We start from the raw sequence: 21518 nt of genomic DNA, 5'->3' as shown, positions 1-21518 counted from the left end.
ATGTATACAAAGATCTTAGGTACGGGCAGTTATTTGCCTGCGCAGGTGCGTACTAACGCAGATTTAGAAAAAATGGTAGAGACGTCTGACGAGTGGATTGTTACTCGGACGGGCATTCGTGAACGCCGTATCGCGGCTGAAGATGAAAATGTTGCCATTTTGGGTTTCAAAGCTGCTGAAAAGGCCATTGAAATGGCGGGCATCGATAAAGCACAAATTGACTTAATCGTTGTTGCCACAACAAGCTCAACGCACGCCTTTCCAAGCGCAGCTTGCCAAATTCAGCAATTGCTGGGCCTTCCAGGTGTTGCGGCTTTTGACGTTGCAGCGGCATGTGCCGGCTTTACTTACGCGTTGAGTGTTGTCGATAAATTTATTAAAACGGGTGCGGCTAAATATGCACTGGTGATCGGTTCTGATATTATTTCAAGAGTTGTCGATCCTAAAGATCGCAGCACAGTGATTCTTTTCGGCGATGCAGCAGGAGCGATGGTCGTCGGGGCTTCAGAGGAACCAGGCATCTTGTCTACTCATCTTCATGCTGATGGCCGTTATGGTGATTTACTGTCATTGCCTCATCAAAGCCGGGTAAAATGTGATACGCCAGAATATGTCACTATGGCTGGTAATGAAGTCTTTAAAGTTGCCGTGCGTGAATTAGCTAATATTGTTGATGAAACTTTAGAAGCTAACAATCTGCCTCACTCGCAGCTTGATTGGTTGGTTCCTCATCAAGCGAATTTGCGTATCATTGCGGCAACAGCCAAGAAATTAGATATGACAATGGATAAGGTGGTTGTGACTTTGGATCGTCATGGCAACACCTCGGCTGCATCTGTTCCGACTGCATTCGATGAGGCTGTCCGTGATGGAAGGATCCAACGTGGCCAACTTATTTTACTTGAAGCATTTGGCGGTGGCTTTACCTGGGGCTCAGCGCTGGTACGTTTTTAATTTAACAGGAAAATAAACATGTCTGATTTTGCAATGGTGTTTCCCGGTCAAGGTTCTCAATCTCTGGGTATGTTGGCTGATTTAGCCGCAGAATTTCCATTGGTTGAGCAAACGTTCGCAGAGGCTTCTGCGGTTTTGGGATATGATTTATGGGCGTTGGTTCAGCAAGGCCCTATAGAAGAACTGAATAAAACCTGGAAAACGCAACCTGCATTGTTGGCAGCTTCAGTAGCGATTTGGCGTGTATGGCAGGAGAAAGGTGGTAAAGCTCCTTCCATAATGGCAGGGCATAGCCTTGGCGAATATTCTGCGCTGGTCTGTGCTGGCGTGATTGATTTCCAGCAAGCTATTAAACTTGTTGAATTGCGTGGGAAGTTGATGCAGGAAGCCGTACCAGAAGGGCAGGGAGCCATGTATGCCATTATTGGTTTAGATAATGAGTCCATTACAAAGGCATGTGAAGAGTCAGCGCAAGGTCAGATTGTTACGCCGGTTAATTTTAATTCACCTGGGCAGGTGGTTATCGCTGGTGAAAAAGAGGCTGTAGAGCGTGCGGGAGCGGCGTGTAAAGCGGCGGGCGCAAAACGAGCGTTGCCATTATCCGTTAGTGTGCCTTCGCACTGTGCACTGATGAAACCCGCAGCCGAACAACTGGCAGTTGCATTGAAAGACGTTGAATTTAACCAGCCACAATTCCCTGTCGTGAATAACGTCGATGTAAAAGTAGAAAAATCTGCTGATGCTCTTCGAGACGCGTTGGTCCGTCAGTTGTATAATCCTGTACGCTGGACAGAATCAGTAGAATATATTGCAGAACTTGGGGTCGAACAATTGCTGGAAATTGGGCCAGGTAAAGTCCTCACTGGGTTAACGAAACGTATTGTTGATACTTTAAGTGCTGTAGCAGTAAATGATGTATCATCACTCACAGTTGCTCTGAACAAATAACTGGGGAAAACATGAGCTTTGATGGAAAAATTGCACTGGTCACTGGCGCGAGCCGTGGTATAGGTCGCGCGATTGCAGAATTATTGGTTGAACGTGGTGCACGTGTTATTGGCACCGCAACCAGTGAGAAGGGAGCTGAAGCAATCAGTGCCTTCCTGGGTGATAAGGGCAAAGGTTTTGTACTAAATGTCACAGATTCAGAATCCATTGAAAATGCACTATCGAATATTCGTGCTGAATTTGGTGAAATAGACATTTTAGTTAATAATGCGGGCATCACTCGTGATAACTTGTTGATGCGCATGAAAGATGATGAGTGGCAAGATATTATTGACACGAATCTTTCTTCGATTTTTCGTCTGTCAAAAGCAGTAATGCGTTCTATGATGAAAAAACGTTATGGACGTATTATTTCCATTGGCTCTGTTGTTGGAACAATGGGAAATGCTGGGCAGGCGAATTACGCGGCAGCGAAAGCAGGAGTTATTGGTTTTAGTAAATCATTGGCTCGTGAAGTCGCTTCCCGTGGCATCACTGTTAACGTTGTTGCACCTGGTTTTATCGAAACGGATATGACCAGAGCGTTGACAGACGAACAACGTGCAGGCATTGCTGCTGGAATACCTGCTAATCGTCTTGGTGATGCAAAGGAAATTGCCAGTGCTGTAGCGTTTCTTGCTTCTGACGAGGCCGCTTACATCACGGGTGAAACATTGCATGTCAATGGTGGCATGTACATGATCTAAAAATGAGCGAACTCACTGTTTTTGATGTATTTTTTATACAAAAAAAGCAGATTGTGGTTCGACCAGCCGGGATTTGGTTGCATCTTTTCCTGTATTTTATAAACTACGAAAACCATCGCAAAAGCGAGTTTTGATAGGAAATTTAATAGTATGAGCACTATCGACGAACGCGTTAAGAAAATCATCGTTGAACAACTGGGTGTTAAAGAGGAAGAAGTTGTGAACACAGCTTCATTTGTTGATGACTTGGGCGCTGATTCTCTTGACACAGTTGAACTGGTAATGGCTCTGGAAGAAGAGTTCGATATCGAGATCCCAGACGAAGAAGCTGAGAAAATCACTACAGTTCAAGCTGCTATTGACTACGTTGAAAACGCAGGTAAATAAGCACACATGCCTAGGCGGTCGTTCGACCGCCTATGTTTTTCGTCCCAAATTTTTTCCCTCCCTGGAGGATAACCGTGTCTAAGCGTCGAGTAGTCGTGACCGGACTAGGCATGTTATCTCCTGTCGGCAATACAGTAGCGTCTTCTTGGAGTGCTGTTTGTGCCGGACAGAGTGGTATCGGCCTTATCGAACATTTTGATACCTCTAACCATGCAACGAAGTTTGCAGGTTTAGTGAAGAATTTTAATCATGAAGATTTCAATATTTCGCGCAAAGAAGCACGGAAGATGGATCTCTTCATCCAGTATGGTATTGCTGCGGGCAAACAAGCTATTGAAGATGCAGGAATCGAAGTAACAGAAGCCAATGCTAGCCGCTTTGGTGCTGCTATTGGTTCTGGTATTGGTGGATTGGGTCTGATCGAAGAAAATCATAGTACACTGTTATCGGCAGGGCCTCGTAAGGTCAGCCCATTCTTTGTACCTTCGACCATCATCAATATGGTGGCGGGCCATTTGAGCATCCTTTATGGTCTTCGTGGTCCGAGCATTTCTATTGCAACTGCCTGTACATCTGGCGTACATAACATCGGTCATGCAGCTCGCATTATTGCCTATAATGATGCTGACATTATGCTGGCGGGCGGTGCAGAAAAAGCGAGTACTGAGTTTGGGGTTGCTGGGTTCGGGGCTGCACGTGCATTGTCAACGCGTAATGACGATCCTCAAGGTGCAAGTCGTCCTTGGGATAAAGATCGTGATGGCTTTGTTCTGGGTGATGGCGCAGGTGTTGTCGTACTGGAAGAGTATGAGCACGCGAAAAAACGCGGTGCGAAAATCTATGCTGAAGTTGTTGGCTTTGGCATGAGCAGTGATGCTTACCATATGACGTCACCTCCTGAAGATGGCGCAGGCGCTGCTTTAGCGATGCAAAATGCCCTGAAAGATGCGGGAATTTCACCAGAGCAAGTGGGTTATATCAATGCTCATGGTACTTCAACGTCAGTTGGTGATATCGCAGAAGCACGCGCAGTGGAGTCTGTTTTTGGTGAAGGTACGAAAGTATTGGTGAGTTCAACCAAATCAATGACAGGCCATTTGTTGGGAGCAGCGGGCGCGATTGAATCTATTTTCACTATTCTTTCTCTGCGTGATCAGATTATTCCTCCAACCATTAACTTGGAGAATCAGGATGAGAATTGTCGTCTGGATTTAGTTCCGGGTAAAGCGCGCAACGTTGAAGGGATGGAATACGCATTGTGTAACTCTTTTGGTTTCGGTGGCACCAATGGGTCATTGATTTTCCGCAAGATCTAAAACCACTTTGTGTTTATAAAAAGCCCCAACACATGTTGGGGCTTTTTTATCAAAAATAAGAAGTTAACATGACGTATTGGATTAATGGTAATCAGTGCGATCATATACCTGTTAATGATCGTGCGGTGCAGTTTGGTGACGGCTGTTTTACCACAATAAGGGTTGAGCAAGGGATACCGGCTTTGCTACCTTTGCACATAAAACGGTTGCAGAAAGGTGTTGAAAAACTCTTTATGCCAGCACCGGATTGGTTCCAACTTGAGAACCATATTAACCAGGTAGTGAAAGGGTGTGATTCTGGTGTGTTGAAAATCATTCTTTCCAGGGGAATGGGAGGCCGTGGCTATGGCTTTGATGACACAATTGAGCCTACACAGATTTTATCTTTGGGTTCATATCCTGAACGATATATTACTCAGCGTCAAAAAGGTGTGTCATTGACTCTTAGCCCCATTTCGATGGGAATTAATCCCTACCTGGCGGGCATTAAGCATTTAAATCGTTTGGAGCAGGTTTTGATCAAACGATTCATTGAACAATCTGGAGCAGACGAAGCGCTGGTACTTGATAGTGATGGCTTATTAGTTGAATGCGGTGCGGCTAATATCTTCTGGCGAAAAGGAAAAAATGTTTATACACCTGATCTCAGCCAGAGTGGAGTGGAAGGGGTCATGCGACGGAAGATCATCGAATTGTTGGCGAAAAGTGATTATAGCTTATCATGTGTTATGCGCTATCCTGAAGCTTTGGCGTATGCAGACGAAGTGATTATCTGTAATTCCTTAATGCCCGTGTTGCCAGTAAGTCAAATTCAAGCGCATAAAAATCAACCGGCGTGGAAATATCAATCAAGAGAGTTGCATGAATATTTATTACCTGAATGTTTAAAACCTTAGCGGATCAGTATTTAGAAGTACAAATAAAGTGATTACCGAATGAAACTAAAAAAGCGCATTTTCATTCTGCCTGGCTTGCTTATTGCAATCGCTGTGATCGTATTTTTTTCTTTTATGAAGAAAATAGGGAACTTTGCTGCTCAAGATATTAATCTTAACCAGGAGCTTATATTTACTGTACCGGCGGGAACGGGTCGTGCTGGACTGCAAGCCTTATTGGCTCAGCATAAATTGATTGAAGATAGTCAATTACTGCCATGGCTATTCCGCTTTAAACCAGAGTTAGCAAAGTTTAAGGCTGGAACTTACCGTTTGCAAAAAGGTATGTCTTTGCAGTCTGTCTTGCAACTGTTTGCCAGTGGCAAAGAAACTCAGTTTACTATTCGTTTTGTTGAAGGTAGTCGCTTTTCTGATTGGGCAAAAATATTGCAGAATGCGCCATACTTAAAACATGACATAGAAAATAAGACACCGAAAGGGCTGCTTGATGCTTTAGGTATGAAAGAAGATGAGTCACTGGAAGGTTGGTTTTATCCTGATACCTATTTGTATACAGCAGGCACGAGTGACCTGGAGTTGCTTAAACGAGCCTATAACAAAATGAAAACAGTCGTTGGGCAGGAATGGGAAAACAGGGAAAAAAACCTACCATATAACAGTGCTTATGAAATGTTGATCATGGCCTCTATCATTGAAAAAGAGACCGCAATTGAATCTGAGCGAACCAAAGTTGCCTCTGTATTTGTGAATCGTCTGCGGTTAAAGATGAAACTGCAAACTGATCCAACCGTCATTTATGGATTGGGAGATAAATATACGGGTACGATTTTTCGCAGCAATCTCAACACATTTACACCATACAATACGTATATGATTGATGGGTTGCCACCCACTCCTATCGCCATGCCAGGTTTGGCTTCAATTAAGGCGGCAGCACATCCTGCCGTCACAGAATATTTGTATTTTGTGGCGAATGGCGATGGAGGGCACACATTCACCACCAATCTGGTAGCACATAATAAGGCAGTAAGCCTTTATCGCCAAAGGTTAAAGCAGGATAAATGAGTAGCAAATTTATTGTAATTGAAGGGCTTGAGGGTGCTGGAAAAACAACAGCAATTCAGACAGTGGTTGAAACCTTGAAGCAGCAGGGTATTTTTGATTTGGTGCTTACCCGTGAACCTGGTGGGACACCGTTAGCAGAAAAACTCCGTGAGCTGATCAAACAAGGGGTTGAAGGAGAATCACTGACAGATAAAGCAGAACTATTAATGTTATATGCTGCCAGAGTTCAACTGGTGGAAAATATTATCAAGCCAGCATTGGCAAAGGGAACCTGGGTCATTGGTGATCGTCATGATCTCTCTTCCCAGGCTTATCAGGGAGGAGGCCGAGGTATCGATCAGCAGTTGATGGCATCACTACGCAATGCTGCATTGGGGGATTTTTCGCCAGATTTAACGCTTTACCTTGATGTACCACCAGAAATGGGCTTACAACGTGCTCTTGAACGCGGTGAATTAGATCGGATTGAAAAGGAGTCCTTAGATTTCTTCCATCGCACCCGTACAAAATATCTCGAACTTATGGCGAAAGATGACAGTATCAAAAAGATTGATGCCACCCAACCACTGGAAAAAGTGCAGGATGATATTCGCCATACCTTACTTGCCTGGTTAAAGAACATTGACTAAAAGCACAGGAAATTCAGACATGAACTGGTATCCGTGGCTCAATCATGCATACCGTCAGTTAGTTGAACTCCACCAACAGGGGCGTGGTCACCATGCTATTTTGCTTCATGCTCATGCCGGAATGGGGGCTGATGCATTATTGTATGGTTTGAGTCGTTGGTTAATGTGTCAGAATAAACAGGGCATTAAAAGCTGTGGCGAATGCCACGGCTGTCATTTGATGTTAGCGGAAACGCATTCTGACTGGCATGTTCTTGCGCCTGAAAAGGGAAAAAATGTTATTGGGGTCGACGCAGTACGTCGGCTCAGTGAGAAGCTCTATGAATATTCTCAGCAAGGGGGTGCCAAAATTGCCTGGATCACATCCGCAGAATCCCTGACTGATGCAGCTTCTAACGCCTTATTGAAAACGTTGGAAGAGCCACCGCAAAACACCTACTTTTTGTTGCAATGTCAAAACCCTATAAATTTGCTGGCAACACTACGTAGCCGCTGTTTTTACTATTTTATTTCAGTGCCTGAACCTTCGATAGGACTTTATTGGCTCCAAAAACAGCTTCCGGCGATCTCCTCTTTAGATGCACAAACAGCATTGAAACTTTCTCAGGGAGCACCATTGGCCGCGGAGCAATTACTCCAGACGGAGAAATGGCAGCAGAGGAATTCACTTTGCCAGGCAATTGAACAGGCGTTGCATAAATGTGATACCCTGTCACTTTTACCCTTACTGAATCGTGATGATGTGCAGCAATCTTTACATTGGTTGATCAGCTTATTATCCGATGCAGTGAAATGGCGGCAGCAGGCGCAGAATTACTGTATTAACCAGGATCAGCAGGCTCTGATTCATTATCTTGCTGCTAGCCAAAGTGTAGAAACATTATTAAAGATAGTTGATGATTGGGTGCATTGTCGTCATCAATTATTATCTGTGGTGGGAGTCAATCGGGAATTGTTGTTAACGGAACAATTACTCAATTGGGAAAGGCAATTTTGTCCTGCACAATAACTTAGTTAGATACGAGCATATTATGTTTTTAGTTGATTCGCATTGTCATCTCGATTGCCTTGATTATGAAACGCTGCACCAAAGTGTAGATGATGTTGTGGCGAAAGCGGCCGAACGGGATGTGAAATATATGCTGGCGGTGGCAACCACGTTGCCTGGTTTTCAGCAAATGAAGGCACTGATTGGTAAACGGGAAAACGTAGCGTATTCCTGCGGCATCCATCCATTGAATTTGGATGAAGGTTACGATTTCGAAGAACTTGCCCGACTGGCTGCGGATGAAGACGTTGTCGCAATGGGGGAAACTGGCCTGGATTATTATTATCAGCAAGAAAATGCTGAACTCCAGAGAACTTCATTTCGTGAACATATTCGCATTGGCCGTGAATTAAATAAGCCAGTGATTGTGCATACCCGTGACGCAAGAGACGATACGTTGATGGTTTTGCGGGAAGAAAAAGTCCAGGATTGTGGTGGCGTGTTGCATTGTTTCACGGAAGATAAAGAAACGGCAAAGGCTCTGCTGGATTTGGGTTTTTATATCTCTTTTTCTGGTATTGTCACTTTCCGCAATGCCGAGCAGATCCGTGAAGCGGCAAGATATGTGCCACTCGATCGCATTCTGGTCGAAACCGATTCACCTTATCTGGCACCGGTTCCCCATCGAGGCAAACAGAATCAGCCAGCTTATGTACGTGATGTTGCTGAATATATGGCAGTATTGAAAGGCGTCAATATTGAAGAATTGGCAGCGGTGACAACCAGAAATTTTTGTGAACTGTTTCATATCAATATTAAAGAAAACTAAGTTAGTCGTGTCACACGGTGTTTTTAGGCCTCACAATAAACAGGAGAAGTAAAATGGCAGAAGAAACTATTTTTAGTAAAATCATCCGTCGAGAAATTCCTTCTGATATTATTTATCAGGATGATTTGGTCACTGCATTTCGCGACATTTCCCCGCAGGCACCAACCCACGTTTTGATCGTACCCAATGTATTGATCCCAACCGTTAATGATGTTACCGCTGATCATGAACTTGCTTTGGGACGTCTGTTTACTGTCGCAGCCAAAATAGCAAAAGAGGAAGGCATTGCAGAAGATGGTTATCGCTTGATCATGAACTGTAATCGCCATTCTGGACAGGAAGTTTTCCATATCCACATGCACTTAGTGGGTGGACGTCCATTGGGGCCGCTGTTAGCAAAATAATAACCTAACTTATGTGTATCGGTACAAAGTAGTGATGTAACTGGAGTAGATTAATGAAAAGAATTCTCTTTGTTATATTATCGGCAATGTTGCTGGCGAGTTGTGTTGTTCCAGAAACACAAAAGCCTGCTCCTGTTACACCGGTGAAGCCAGAGAAAAAACCGGAACCGTCGGTAGGACCATCAGAAAAAGTTCCCCAGCCCCCTAAAATTCAATCTATTAATTGGGATAGCATTGTTCAGCCGTTAGTGGATCAGATGGTTAATGCTGATGGTGTGGAAACGGGAAAATTACTGCTTGTCGATTCTGTCAAGAATAATACGAATGGCTCATTGCGAACCCTGAAAGCTACAGATGCAATTACGAATGTCATCAGCAATAAACACACTTTTCAGGTTGTACCGAAATCCCAAGTCTATTCAGCCAGACAGGCACTAGGGTTATCATCGGAAGATAGCCTGGGGTTGCGTAGTAAGTCCATTGGATTGGCTCGTTATTTAAATGCCGATTATGTTCTCTATTCCGTTGTTTCCAATAATCATGGACAGCGTGATCTGGAGATGCAGTTAATGCTGGTTAAAACTGGCGAAATACTCTGGTCGGGCAGTGGTGACGTTAACTAATGGCGACGCTTTGCTCAGGGTGTTGTGTCAGTTATGGCCTGATATTCCCGCAGGCTCTTGGGAAATTAGGCCATTAACGGGTTTGACACAGGGAAGTTACTCTATTGCTAATACAGTGACAAATGAAGTGCGTCAGATGGTCGGACGCGTACAAACACCGCATAGTGAAATGCTTGGTGTGGACCGCCAACGAGAAAATCGGATTTTGCGGCGGTTATCTTCCATTGGCATTGCGCCTAAAGTCGTGTCTATGCACGGAACCTGGTTATTGCTTGAGTGGCTTATTGGGGCAAAAGTAAAACCCGATACATTGGGCCAGTCAGCTTTACAGCAGCCATTAGCCCAACTGCTTGCTCTTCTTCATAACCATTCTCCATTGGGTTATCCCTTTCAATTAAAAAAACAAATTGCATTCCAATGGCAGCAGATTGACAGAAAACGTTTATCTCCTTGTTGGTTACGCCTGCACAAATTTTTTATAACAAGTAGGATGCCCACCGCACTAAAAATCGCTCCGGCTCATATGGATGTTCACCCTGATAATCTATTAATGACGGAAAAAGGGTTAAAATTGATTGATTGGGAGTACGCTGCGGATGTCGATATTGGCTTTTCGCTGGCTGTACTATTCAAGGGAAATCAATGGGATGAAGTGCAGCAAAAAACTTTTTTAGAGTATTATTGTACCCAGGCATCAGGATATTCAGATATCCACTTATTGCAGCAACAGATTAAGCAATGGGAGCCGTGGGTCAGTTATATGATGTTAATGTGGTATGAAGTGCGTTGGCAGCAGACAAGAGAACAACAATTTTTATCGCTGGCACATCCCTTACGCCAGGCTTTTAACCTGGCGTAGTGAATCTAATAACCAATTTAAAGAGAAGTGAGGAAGGCTATGGGGCCAGTAATGTTAGATGTTGTTGGCTATGAATTGGATAACGAAGAGCGTGAAATTTTACAGCATCCATTAGTGGGTGGCTTAATTTTATTTACCCGCAACTTCCACGATACAGCACAATTACGTGAATTGGTGCGCCAAATTCGCGCAGCTTCCCGCCATCGATTGGTGGTTGCTGTTGATCAGGAAGGCGGACGTGTTCAGCGTTTTCATGAAGGGTTTACGCGTTTACCTGCGGCACAATCTTTTGCTTGTGTACATGACATGCTTATGGGAGCACATCTGGCAAAAGAGTCTGGTTGGTTAATGGCATCAGAAATGATTGCAATGGATATTGATATCAGCTTTGCGCCAGTATTGGATTTAGGGCATAAGTGCATAGCCATTGGTGAACGTTCATTCCATGAAGAACTTGAACCTGCGATGGCAATGGCGGAAAAATTTATTCAAGGAATGCATTCTGCGGGCATGAAATCGACAGGGAAACATTTTCCGGGACATGGTGCCGTGACAGCCGATTCCCATAAAGAAACCCCACGGGATAATCGTCCTATGGATGCCATTAGTTGTCATGATATGGTGATTTTCCGCGATTTTATCCAACGTAATCTGTTGGATGCCATTATGCCTGCTCACGTGATTTATCCGCAGATAGATCACCGTCCTGCAAGTGGTTCACCCTATTGGTTGAAATCCATACTTCGTCAGCAATTAGGATTTACAGGGGTTATTTTTTCTGATGATTTGTCGATGGAAGGCGCCGCAGTGATGGGCGGTTATGCTGAACGGGCTAAAGCCTCATTAGATGCCGGTTGTGACATGATTTTAATGTGCAACAATCGAGAAGGGGCAGTCAGTGTGCTGGATAACTTACCGATCATTGAATCACCTAAAGTCAAACAGTTATACCATCAAGGCAAACAATTTAGTTTGGAAGAGTTACAGCAATCTGAACGTTGGCAAAAGGCTAATCGGGCGTTACAGGGTTTGTGTGAACAATTTTTGTGATTGATGTCTAATTAATCAAAAGAATTTAGTTGTGATTATTTTTGGTATGACCAACTGACCTGCCATGATATTCTGGAGATATTTTCAATATGAAATTTGTTTAGCTTGAAGTTATTTAAGGACGTTATTCAAGGTTTTTACGCAAAGAAACGAACTTAGCGCCTTACATAACATTATGTTGTATTTTCAGTGGGGTATTCATGACAACGCCAAAGACAAGAATTGTCATCATTGGTGGGGGCGCTGGTGGTTTAGAGCTGGCAACGCGTTTGGGACACAAATTAGGGCGTAAGAAAAAAGCCGAAATTACTTTGGTGGATCGCAATAATAGCCATTTATGGAAACCACTATTGCATGAAGTTGCCACGGGTTCTCTGGATGATGGTGTTGATGCATTGAGTTATTTGGCTCATGCAAGCAACCATTATTTCAATTTCCAGCTAGGCACACTCACGAATATTAATCGTGAAGGGAAGAAAATTACTCTGGCTGGGATCCGTAATGAAGATGGTGATTTGTTAGTACCAGAGCGTGAACTGGCTTACGACATTCTTGTTATGGCATTGGGCAGCCAATCTAACGATTTTGGCACGGCAGGTGTGAAGGAAAATTGTATTTTCCTTGATAACCCGCAACAGGCACATCGTTTCCACAATGAAATGTTGAACCTGTTCCTGAAATATTCTGCAAATCACAGTGCAGAAGAAAAAGTGAATATCGCGATTGTTGGTGGTGGTGCGACGGGCGTAGAGCTTTCCGCGGAACTTTATAATGCGGTGAAGCAACTTAACAGCTATGGCTTTGAAAGCCTGAATTCAGATGCACTTAACGTGACGTTGGTTGAGGCAGGGGAGCGTATCCTGCCTGCATTGCCGACACGTATTTCCAGTGCTGCTCATCAAGAGTTGACTAAGCTGGGTGTTAAGGTATTAACCAAGACAATGGTGACCAGTGCGGATGAGCATGGGTTGAATACCAAAGAGGGTGAGCAGATCAAAGCCTCCTTGATGGTTTGGGCTGCGGGAATTAAAGCGCCTGACTTTATGAAAGATATCGGTGGACTGGAAACCAACCGTATCAATCAATTGGTTGTAAAACCCACTTTGCAAACCACACGGGATGATCGTATTTTTGCCATTGGGGATTGTGCATCATGCCCGAAAAAAGAGGGGGGTTTTGTTCCTCCTCGTGCGCAGTCTGCTCACCAGATGGCAAGCCGTTGTTATGACAATATCCTGGCATTGTTGAATGAAAAACCATTGAAAGAGTATGCTTACAAAGATCATGGTTCATTGGTTTCATTATCCAAGTTCAGTACTGTTGGTAGCCTGATGGGGAACTTGATGCGTGGTTCAATGATGGTTGAAGGCCGTATTGCTCGTATGGTTTATATCTCTTTGTATCGTATGCATCAGGTAGCTCTGCATGGGTATATTAAAACAGGTTTGATGATGCTGGTTGGAGGAATTAACCGCGTTATTCGTCCACGCCTGAAGTTGCATTAATTAGCCCAAAAATGGCTCATCTTAAAGTAATTAGTTAAGGTGAGTCATTTACCTATTTATTATATTTATTATTATACATATCATAATTATTCTTCTCTAAAGTTAACCTGGTTATTTACTATAATGAATAAAACTGTATTTGAATAAAATTCAGGCTTCATTTTAATTCATTATTGTTATATACCAATCTAACTTCAAGATGCGTGTGATTTCTCCCCGCGAAGCGGGGAGAAATCAGGTTCCATATCGTGTTGTGAATTGCAACTTGAAGTTTAATGCGTATAGGTGATAATTTTTATAAATAATGAGCCATAATTATATTGATATGTTATACAAGAGTCATTTAATTGACTGAGTTATGTATATCTACCTAATAGATAATCAAATAATTTATCATTAGATTTAATTAATCGTTATAATAGAGCCTATTTTAGTTAGGTTACCTTGGTATTAGAATTTTGCGATAGCCTGTAGGATTAAGGCCCTGATAGGTATATCTTTTGTTTTTTTATTGTATGTGCTTTTTATATGGCAACTTTTATTGTGACAATTTATTATGTACTAACTCTTAATGAAATAGGTATATACGCATTAAACTTCAAGTTGCAACACGATATGAAACCTGATTTCTCTCCCGCTTTGCGGGGAAAAATCACATGCATCTTGAAGTTAGGTTGGTATAGAAGCTGTTTTTTCGTAAAGTCAACACTGAAACTATTCACAATAATAAATAATTACATGGATAAGTCCTAATAATTTGCTGATTTAATGGAATAGGATTTTTCTCAATAATTAACTTGGCGCATTTTTAGCTTATTTAAAATAGTTGTGGAAAATTATTAATATATCAAGGTGCTATGTGGTTAAGCTAACGATAAGACAGTATGTAATGAGTTTTATAATGACTATTATCGCTATTGCCATCATTGGTATAGCCGCAACGTTTTATTTTGAACCTCCACGCCCCAGCGTTGCACATGTATTATCTGCGAAACCTATCCGATCAACAGTTGCTTTTCGTCAATCCTATTGTCATATTGCCATATTTCCCATTCCTTTTACCGTAAAAAATAGTGTGCATAATCATTTGATTAAATATGAATATCGGATTTTAACCCTCATTAATCATTTGAAAATTAATAGAAAATATCCTGCGCTAATCCACTCGGTGTTAAAAAACTGTATAGAGTTTCATTTTAAGAAACCACGTGTTGTTGCTTATGACGTAAATTATGTTATTGGTGAGCAACCAGGAAAAATCAGGATAGAATACAAACCTGATGACACTATTCCTTTAAATGAGAAAGGACAATTGATCCTGAAATCACATCCACAACAATGAGTTTTTCTAACTATTTAGTGGAGAGTAAAAACAGATTGCACTGTTTCTCGGTTAGTTCGCATTAAGGGGTAATTTGGCGAACTGGAAAAATAGTGCAATCGTGACATGACTTTTATCGCTTAAGTGGCTTGATTAGGCATCACTTTTGTGTAAATCGAAATTTTCTAATAATTGCTGGATAAACGATAAACGAGTGGCTCGTTCGGTTAACTCAGTAATAAATTTCAATTTATAAGCGCCATCCAAGCGGTAAATATGGGGCTGCGTTTGTAACAAATTAATGAGATAATTCGGATCGACTTTACTATGATGACCAAACTCAATAAAACCCCCTTTTTCATGTGCTTCAATACGTTTAATACCGAGTTGTCGGGCGATCAGGCGGATAGAAGCAGATTGCAGCAGTTGGCGTCCTGAATCGGGTAGAATACCAAATCGGTCAATAAGTTCGACTTTCAACTCATCCAATTCGGGATTATTTTGTGCGCTGGCAATGCGCTTATAGAAAGATAAGCGTATGTTGACATCTGGAATATAGTCATCAGGTAACAGCACAGGCATACGCAATTCTATCTCAGTCTGGTTATTGGTGAGATCTTCAAGCGAAGGCTCTCGCCCATTTTTCAGGGCATCAACGGCATTTTCCAATAACTCCATATAGAGAGTAAAACCAATGCTGGTCATCTGCCCACTCTGGTCTTCACCCAACAATTCGCCAGCTCCCCTAATTTCCAAATCGTGGGTAGCCAATGCAAAACCAGCCCCCAGATCTTCGAGAGATGCAATAGCCTCCAGCCGTTTTTGTGCATCGTTGGTCATGGCTTTTGGATGCGGTGTCAGCAAATAAGCATAAGCCTGATGGTGGGAGCGCCCGACACGTCCACGTAATTGGTGTAATTGAGCCAGGCCAAAATGATCGGCACGTTCGATGATGATGGTATTGGCGCTGGGAATATCGATGCCCGTTTCGATGATAGTGGTACACACCAGAACGTTAAAGCGTTGGTGATGGAAATCCGTCATAACGCGTTCCAGATCACGCTCACGCATTTGCCCATGCCCTACAACAATTCTGGCTTCGGGAACCAACTCTTCCAGTCGGGCTTTTGCCTTTTCGATGTTTTCAACATCGTTATACAGATAGTAAACTTGTCCACCACGCAAAATTTCACGCAGGATAGATTCACGTACCACCAGGCTATCATATTCACGTACAAACGTTTTTACTGCCAGACGGCGGGCTGGGGGAGTAGCGATAATGGAGAGATCGCGCATACCACTCATTGCCATATTGAGTGTACGAGGGATCGGGGTGGCGGTGAGTGTCAGGACATCAACATTTGCCCGAATAGCTTTGATACGTTCTTTATGACGAACGCCGAAACGATGTTCCTCATCGACGATCAACAAACCGAGATCTTTCCAGCGCAAATCACTTTGCAGCAGTTTATGGGTGCCAATAATGATATCCACTTTACCTTCCGCCGCCATATCAATGACCTGTTGTTGCTCTTTTGCACTACGAAAACGAGACATAACTTCAATGTGCACAGGCCAATTGGCAAAACGATCACGGAAATTATCATAATGCTGTTGTGCTAATAAGGTAGTTGGCACAAGCACTGCGACTTGCTTATTGTTGATGACGGAGAGGAATGCGGCACGCATTGCGACTTCTGTTTTCCCAAACCCGACATCGCCACAGACTAGCCTATCCATAGCAATAGGTTCGCACATATCATCAAGGACTGCATTGATGGCTTGTTCTTGATCTGGCGTTGTGTCAAAGGGAAAACTTTGGCAGAACAGTTGGTACTGTTCGCGATCGTTCTTGAAAGCAAAACCCGGTTTCACGGCTCGTTGTGCGTAAACATCCAGGAGTTCGGCTGCAACGTCACGTACTTTTTCAGCTGCTTTCTGGCGCGCTTTATTCCATGCCTCTCCGCCCAATTTATGCAAGGGCGCACTCTCCTCAGCACCACCCGCATAACGGCTGATGAGATGAAGGGAAGAGACTGGTACATACAATTTGTCTTCTCCGGCATAAGTCAGGATAAGATATTCTGCCTTAATGCCACCCGCTTCTAATGTTATCAGTCCCTGATAGCGGCCAACGCCATGTTCAAGGTGAACAACAGGTTGTCCATGCCGCAATTCAGCGAGATTGCGGATCAATGTATCGGTATTAATTGTGCGCCGGTTATCCTGACGACGACGACTGACACGTTCGCCCAGCATATCACTTTCACAAATCAGGGCGAGATTGTTATCTTCATCAATAAAACCATGCTCTGCGGCACCCACCATCAAATAATGGCCGGGATTATTGGCGTCAGTGAGCTGGTTTATTTTTTCCGGTTGGACTTTAATTCGGGACAACAATTCTTTTATGGATTCTCGGCGCCCTTCACTTTCCACTGAAAACACGATCTTACCGCTGAATTGCTCTATGAAACGGCGTAATTTATCCAATGGCTCTTTTTGCTGTGCGGCAACCGATAAATCAGGCAGAGCCTGATAGGCTAAATTGGTATTCCTTGCTTTTTGGGGAAGGGGGGAATTATCAACTTCAATCCGAGGCCAATTTTTCAATTCCGAGAATAGCGTATTGACAGGCAACCAAAGCTGTTCGGGAGCGAGTAACGGGCGCATGGGATCAACTTTGCGGTTTTCAAAACGTTGTTTCGTATCTTGCCAGAAACGCTCCGCCGCACTGACCAAATTTTGGGTAATCAGCAGGGTATTTTCGGGCAGATATTCAAAGATGGCGGGTAAGGGGTGTTCAAAGAACAAGGGTTGCCAATATTCAATGCCGGCAGGGAGCATTTTTTTACTGACTTGCTGATAAATATGTTCAGCATCACGACGGACTTCGAACTGTTCGCGCCATTGGCTACGAAACAGCTCAATCGCATCCTGGTCGGTTGGAAACTCATGGGCTGGCAATAAATTGATTTTTTCCATTTCGGCCAAGGTGCGCTGACTATCCACATCAAACGTACGCAGGCTGTCTATCTCATCATCAAAAAAATCAATACGATAAGGATACTCACTGCCCATAGGGAAGAGATCAAACAAGGCACCACGTGTAGCAAATTCGCCATGTTCAAGTACCTGTTCAACACTGCGATAACCTGCTTGTTCCAGTTCTGCCCGCAGTTTATCACGTGAAAGACGCTGCCCCTTGTGCATGACCAATGCATGTCCTTTGAGATAATCGTGAGGGCAGACACGTTGCATTAAGGTGTTGACGGGAAGGATTAATGCCCCTTTCGTCATAAATGGTAAGTGATAAAGCGTGGACAGGCGGTTGGAGATAATTTCTTGGTGAGGAGAAAAACTATCGTAGGGCAAAGTTTCCCAATCTGACATCGTATTTATTGGTGCGTCGGTGAACTGTTGAATTTCATCACGCAATCGTAGGGCATTTTGCATATCTTTGGTCACCAGCAGTATTGGCCCTGGGTGACGTTCAATGATTTCAGCACATTCAACGGCACAAGCGGCACCCGTCAAATGGCCTAAGTAGCGGGTATCGCCGCGGCTTTCAGGAAGTTGATAACGATATTTTGCTGACATAAGCGTTTGATGTGTTCTCTAAGATTCAGTCCATTCCCAACACATTTTTGCCCCAGTGGCCTTACAATAAATACGCTGGTAGGTTGAGAGAAAGTAAAAAAAACCACAGAACCGGGATACGGGTGGTTCCATAAAATATTGCTACCCTTTATTATCCCCGAACACTTTGCTTTGGCAACAGGGGCGTAACAGATTTCATGTTTCAATCGGTCTCATTATTTATAGGATTGCGCTATATGCGCGGGCGGGCGGTCGATAAATTTGGCCGTTTTGTTTCATGGTTGTCAGCGATTGGCATTACGCTAGGCGTCACGGCCTTGATTACGGTATTGTCAGTCATGAACGGTTTTGAGCGTTCATTAGAAAGTAGCATCCTGGGCTTTATGCCGCAGGCTATCATTACATCGGAAAAAGGCGCTATCAATCCGGTTGAACATCCGGTTAGTCAGCTGGTGGGATTAAAGGGGGTTAATCGCATCACCTCTATCGTACAAGGAGATGTGGTGCTACAGAGTCACCACAATGTAGGGGTTGGTGTCATGTTAGGTATTAACCAGGACGAATATGCGCCATTGGCAGAACATCTTGTTAATGTCAATCGAAGCCAACTACAACCCGGAGGTTATTTTGTCATTTTGGGAGAAAAATTGGCGGCTAAATTAGGGGTAAAACGGGGCGATAAAATCCGTATTATCGTGCCGAGTGCCAGTCAGTTAACGCCAATGGGCCGAATTCCCAGCCAGCGTTTATTCACGGTAGCGGGTACATTCTTCGCCAATAGTGAAGCCGATGGTACGGAAATGTTAGTTAATCAACAGGATGCGGCCAGATTGTTGCGCTATCCCATAGGTAATATTACCGGCTGGCGTTTGTTTCTCAATGAGCCACTCACCGTAGATGCCTTGAGCCAGCAAACCTTGCCAAAAGGGCTGATATGGAAAGATTGGCGTGAACGCAAAGGGGAATTTTTTCAGGCGGTTCGCATGGAGAAAAACATGATGGGATTATTGCTGAGCCTGATTATAGCTGTTGCTGCTTTTAACATTATTACCTCTCTCTCTCTTTATTGGTGATGGAAAAACAGGGTGAAATCGCTATCTTGCAGACGCAAGGTCTGACCCGACGTCAAGTGATGGCCATCTTTATGATCCAGGGCGCGGGAGCCGGCATTATTGGTGCTGTATTGGGAACAGGGTTGGGAATATTGCTTTCCAGTCAGTTAAATAATCTCATGCCAATTATCGGATTGCTGGCTGAGGGCATTCAGTTACCTGTTGCAATTGATACTACGCAAGTAATGCTGATTGCCATCAGTGCCATGTTGATCTCCTTAATCTCGACGCTGTACCCTTCCTGGCGCGCGGCGACCACCCAACCTGCTGAGGCTTTACGTTATGAGTAAACACCCTTTATTACTGTGTCACCAACTGTGCAAAAAATATCAGGAAGGAAAAATTTCTACAGAAGTATTAAAGAATGTCACTTTTTCCATGCAACAGGGTGAAATAATGGCCATTGTCGGGAGTTCTGGCTCTGGCAAAAGTACCCTCTTGCACTTGCTTGGTGGTTTGGATTCACCTACGTCTGGTGAAGTCCGGTTCAAAGGGCAATCACTCAACCACATGTCTTCGTCCGCGCGGGCAGAATTACGTAACAGTGAAATTGGTTTCATTTATCAGTTTCACCATTTATTGCCTGATTTTACGGCATTGGAAAATGTTGCGATGCCGCTCCTGATTGGCGGACAAAAACGCCATTCTCAACAAAAAGCGCTGGATATGCTGGCGGCGGTTGGGTTGGAGCATCGGGCGCATCATCGGCCATCTGAGCTGTCAGGGGGAGAACGTCAACGTGTTGCCATTGCTAGGGCGTTGGTAAATGAACCGTCATTGGTGTTGGCGGATGAACCAACGGGTAACCTTGATCAACGAAATGCAGACAGTGTGTTTCAGCTTTTGCAAGAATTGAACCAACAGCAAGGTACTGCGTTTCTTGTTGTCACCCATGATCTGAAATTAGCTAAGCAACTGGCACGTCAGGTAGAAATGCGTGATGGGTATTTGCAGGATGAATTAACCCTGGCGGCGGGGGAGATGTAATGGTAAATCTGCCTCTTGCACTATTTACCGCATTACGATTTAGTCGTGGCCGACGTCGTTCAGGCATGGTTTCCCTGATCTCTGTCATTTCAACGCTGGGTATCATGTTGGGTGTGGCGGTGCTGATTATTGGCTTGAGTGCCATGAACGGTTTTGAACGAGAGTTGAACAATCGGATACTTTCCGTTGTGCCACATGGACAAATTTATGCTGTGGAGCAGCCTTTCCAGGATTGGGAAACCGCCCTTAAGCGGGTGAGACAGACACCAGGTATTGCCGGAGCCTCTCCCTATATTGAGTTCACTGGCCTGATGGAGCGCGGTGAAAAACTTCATGCTATACAGGTGCGTGGAGTCGATCTGGATACCGAGATGGATGTGAGTACCTTACCTCAGTTTGTGCGTAACGGGGCATGGAAAACGTTCAGGGCAGGAAAAAATCAGGTGATTTTAGGGCAGGGGGTGGCTAATTCACTGCACGTGAAACAGGGTGATTGGGTGACTGTCATGATCCCCAATAATGATGCGAGCCTGAAACTTTTGCAGCCTAAACGCATCCGTTTACAGGTTGCGGGTATTTTCCAGTTGAGTGGCATGTTAGATCACAGTTTGGCCCTTGTTCCTTTGCCTGATGCCCAGAACTATCTGGATTACGGTAATGCAATCACCGGTATTGCCATTAAAGCCGATAATGTTTTTGCCGCAGAGCAACGTGTGTGGGATGCAGGTAACGCGACAGGAAAGTATGTCTATATCAGCACCTGGACAAAAGATTACGGTTATATGTACAACGATATCCAGATGGTACGTAGCATTATGTACCTGGCGATGGTACTGGTTATTGGTGTTGCTTGCTTTAATATTATTTCAACACTGATTATGGCGGTGAAGGATAAAAGCAGTGACATCGCTATCTTGCGTACTTTGGGAGCAAAGGATAGCCATATCAGGGCAATTTTTTTATGGTATGGATTACTAACAGGCATGATAGGGAGCATAATTGGTGTCGTTGTCGGGATTTTCACATCATTAAATTTGACGGCTATCATTAAAGGGTTAGAAAAGCTGCTTGGACACCAACTCCTTTCAGGAGATATCTATTTTATCGACTTTTTGCCATCAGAATTGCATGTTATGGATGTGCTTTATGTTCTGTTAACGGCATTAGTATTAAGTTTGTTGGCGAGTTGGTATCCTGCTCGTCGGGCCAGTAAACTTGATCCAGCGCGAATTTTGAGTGGACAATAGGATATCGGGGAATCAACGCGTATCTAAGCACGCTATCGTATACAAGGAAATA

The 21518-nt window shown here is 43.8% G+C and carries 19 protein-coding genes and 1 pseudogene; 19 read left to right on the top strand and 1 reads right to left on the bottom strand.

Features of this window, described 5'->3' with window-relative positions:
• The 16 genes from AAC853_RS14530 (at position 1) to umoD (ending at position 14541) form a co-directional block, all read left to right on the top strand.
• Complete coding sequence (locus AAC853_RS14530; RefSeq protein WP_338885132.1) at positions 1-954, top strand: beta-ketoacyl-ACP synthase III; 954 nt, start codon at positions 1-3, stop codon at positions 952-954.
• An 18-nt stretch (positions 955-972) separates the two neighbouring features.
• Positions 973-1902, top strand: a complete 930-nt coding sequence (gene fabD, locus AAC853_RS14525; protein WP_338885133.1) for an ACP S-malonyltransferase — start codon at positions 973-975, stop codon at positions 1900-1902.
• A gap of 11 nt (positions 1903-1913) precedes the next feature.
• Positions 1914-2648 carry a 3-oxoacyl-ACP reductase FabG gene (gene fabG, locus AAC853_RS14520; protein WP_340614955.1) on the top strand — a complete coding sequence of 245 codons (735 nt, stop codon included), beginning with the start codon at positions 1914-1916 and terminating at the stop codon, positions 2646-2648.
• Between the two features lie 150 nt (positions 2649-2798).
• Positions 2799-3035 carry an acyl carrier protein gene (gene acpP, locus AAC853_RS14515; protein ID WP_012989255.1) on the top strand — a complete coding sequence of 79 codons (237 nt, stop codon included), beginning with the start codon at positions 2799-2801 and terminating at the stop codon, positions 3033-3035.
• A gap of 74 nt (positions 3036-3109) precedes the next feature.
• Positions 3110-4351: a beta-ketoacyl-ACP synthase II gene (gene fabF, locus AAC853_RS14510; protein WP_338885134.1), complete on the top strand. Its 1242-nt coding sequence runs from the start codon at positions 3110-3112 to the stop codon at positions 4349-4351.
• A gap of 68 nt (positions 4352-4419) precedes the next feature.
• Positions 4420-5247, top strand: a complete 828-nt coding sequence (gene pabC, locus AAC853_RS14505) for an aminodeoxychorismate lyase (RefSeq protein ID WP_340614954.1) — start codon at positions 4420-4422, stop codon at positions 5245-5247.
• Between the two features lie 39 nt (positions 5248-5286).
• On the top strand, positions 5287-6312 hold the full coding sequence (mltG, locus tag AAC853_RS14500) for an endolytic transglycosylase MltG (RefSeq protein WP_340614953.1): 1026 nt from the start codon (positions 5287-5289) through the stop codon (positions 6310-6312).
• Entirely contained in the window at positions 6309-6941 is a 633-nt protein-coding gene (gene tmk / locus AAC853_RS14495; protein WP_189758237.1) for a dTMP kinase, read from the top strand. Before mltG ends, tmk begins: the two co-directional genes overlap by 4 nt.
• Before the next feature lie 19 nt (positions 6942-6960).
• Complete coding sequence (gene holB / locus AAC853_RS14490; protein ID WP_340614952.1) at positions 6961-7950, top strand: DNA polymerase III subunit delta'; 990 nt, start codon at positions 6961-6963, stop codon at positions 7948-7950.
• A gap of 22 nt (positions 7951-7972) precedes the next feature.
• Positions 7973-8758: a metal-dependent hydrolase gene (locus AAC853_RS14485; RefSeq protein WP_189758239.1), complete on the top strand. Its 786-nt coding sequence runs from the start codon at positions 7973-7975 to the stop codon at positions 8756-8758.
• A gap of 53 nt (positions 8759-8811) precedes the next feature.
• Positions 8812-9162 carry a purine nucleoside phosphoramidase gene (gene hinT / locus AAC853_RS14480; protein ID WP_047767386.1) on the top strand — a complete coding sequence of 117 codons (351 nt, stop codon included), beginning with the start codon at positions 8812-8814 and terminating at the stop codon, positions 9160-9162.
• A 53-nt stretch (positions 9163-9215) separates the two neighbouring features.
• Positions 9216-9785, top strand: a complete 570-nt coding sequence (gene lpoB / locus AAC853_RS14475) for a penicillin-binding protein activator LpoB (protein WP_340614951.1) — start codon at positions 9216-9218, stop codon at positions 9783-9785.
• Positions 9772-10644, top strand: coding sequence for a phosphotransferase (locus tag AAC853_RS14470; RefSeq protein WP_340614950.1), 873 nt, complete (start codon positions 9772-9774; stop codon positions 10642-10644). The genes lpoB and AAC853_RS14470 overlap by 14 nt, the downstream gene beginning before the upstream one ends.
• A 39-nt stretch (positions 10645-10683) precedes the next feature.
• On the top strand, positions 10684-11694 hold the full coding sequence (nagZ, locus tag AAC853_RS14465; protein ID WP_340614949.1) for a beta-N-acetylhexosaminidase: 1011 nt from the start codon (positions 10684-10686) through the stop codon (positions 11692-11694).
• A gap of 200 nt (positions 11695-11894) precedes the next feature.
• Positions 11895-13199 (top strand): NAD(P)/FAD-dependent oxidoreductase, encoded by a 1305-nt coding sequence (locus AAC853_RS14460; RefSeq protein WP_338885142.1) that lies wholly within the window; start codon positions 11895-11897, stop codon positions 13197-13199.
• A gap of 859 nt (positions 13200-14058) precedes the next feature.
• On the top strand, positions 14059-14541 hold the full coding sequence (umoD, locus tag AAC853_RS14455) for a UmoD family flagellar biogenesis regulator (RefSeq protein WP_340614948.1): 483 nt from the start codon (positions 14059-14061) through the stop codon (positions 14539-14541).
• Between the two features lie 132 nt (positions 14542-14673).
• Here the strand turns inward: umoD and mfd are convergent, their stop codons facing one another.
• Entirely contained in the window at positions 14674-18120 is a 3447-nt protein-coding gene (gene mfd, locus AAC853_RS14450; RefSeq protein WP_340614947.1) for a transcription-repair coupling factor, read from the bottom strand.
• Between the two features lie 197 nt (positions 18121-18317).
• Here mfd and lolC point away from each other — a divergent pair.
• The 3 genes and pseudogenes from lolC (at position 18318) to lolE (ending at position 21466) form a co-directional block, all read left to right on the top strand.
• A pseudogene (lolC, locus tag AAC853_RS14445) lies at positions 18318-19522 on the top strand (lipoprotein-releasing ABC transporter permease subunit LolC).
• A complete protein-coding gene (lolD, locus tag AAC853_RS14440) occupies positions 19515-20219 on the top strand; it encodes a lipoprotein-releasing ABC transporter ATP-binding protein LolD (protein WP_189758246.1) in 705 nt (234 codons plus the stop codon). The pseudogene lolC and the gene lolD overlap by 8 nt, the downstream one beginning before the upstream one ends.
• Positions 20219-21466, top strand: coding sequence for a lipoprotein-releasing ABC transporter permease subunit LolE (gene lolE, locus AAC853_RS14435; protein ID WP_338885147.1), 1248 nt, complete (start codon positions 20219-20221; stop codon positions 21464-21466). Before lolD ends, lolE begins: the two co-directional genes overlap by 1 nt.
• Positions 21467-21518: the final 52 nt, after the last annotated feature.

It is taken from the genome of Xenorhabdus thailandensis, assembly GCF_037996785.1.
In the GTDB taxonomy this organism is placed as follows: Bacteria; Pseudomonadota; Gammaproteobacteria; order Enterobacterales; family Enterobacteriaceae; genus Xenorhabdus; species Xenorhabdus griffiniae.
Note: the sequence above shows the minus strand (reverse complement) of the source record. Positions and strands in the feature narration are given on the sequence as shown.

Coding starts and splice junctions, on each gene's coding strand:
- lpoB (WP_340614951.1), top strand. CDS start 9,216: ATGAAAAGAATTCTCTTTGTTATATTATCGGCAATGTTGCTGGCGAGT.
- AAC853_RS14530 (WP_338885132.1), top strand. CDS start 1: ATGTATACAAAGATCTTAGGTACGGGCAGTTATTTGCCTGCGCAGGTG.
- pabC (WP_340614954.1), top strand. CDS start 4,420: ATGACGTATTGGATTAATGGTAATCAGTGCGATCATATACCTGTTAAT.
- fabG (WP_340614955.1), top strand. CDS start 1,914: ATGAGCTTTGATGGAAAAATTGCACTGGTCACTGGCGCGAGCCGTGGT.
- hinT (WP_047767386.1), top strand. CDS start 8,812: ATGGCAGAAGAAACTATTTTTAGTAAAATCATCCGTCGAGAAATTCCT.
- fabD (WP_338885133.1), top strand. CDS start 973: ATGTCTGATTTTGCAATGGTGTTTCCCGGTCAAGGTTCTCAATCTCTG.
- lolE (WP_338885147.1), top strand. CDS start 20,219: ATGGTAAATCTGCCTCTTGCACTATTTACCGCATTACGATTTAGTCGT.
- mfd (WP_340614947.1), bottom strand. CDS start 18,120: ATGTCAGCAAAATATCGTTATCAACTTCCTGAAAGCCGCGGCGATACC.
- acpP (WP_012989255.1), top strand. CDS start 2,799: ATGAGCACTATCGACGAACGCGTTAAGAAAATCATCGTTGAACAACTG.
- AAC853_RS14460 (WP_338885142.1), top strand. CDS start 11,895: ATGACAACGCCAAAGACAAGAATTGTCATCATTGGTGGGGGCGCTGGT.
- tmk (WP_189758237.1), top strand. CDS start 6,309: ATGAGTAGCAAATTTATTGTAATTGAAGGGCTTGAGGGTGCTGGAAAA.
- AAC853_RS14485 (WP_189758239.1), top strand. CDS start 7,973: ATGTTTTTAGTTGATTCGCATTGTCATCTCGATTGCCTTGATTATGAA.
- lolD (WP_189758246.1), top strand. CDS start 19,515: ATGAGTAAACACCCTTTATTACTGTGTCACCAACTGTGCAAAAAATAT.
- mltG (WP_340614953.1), top strand. CDS start 5,287: ATGAAACTAAAAAAGCGCATTTTCATTCTGCCTGGCTTGCTTATTGCA.
- holB (WP_340614952.1), top strand. CDS start 6,961: ATGAACTGGTATCCGTGGCTCAATCATGCATACCGTCAGTTAGTTGAA.
- nagZ (WP_340614949.1), top strand. CDS start 10,684: ATGGGGCCAGTAATGTTAGATGTTGTTGGCTATGAATTGGATAACGAA.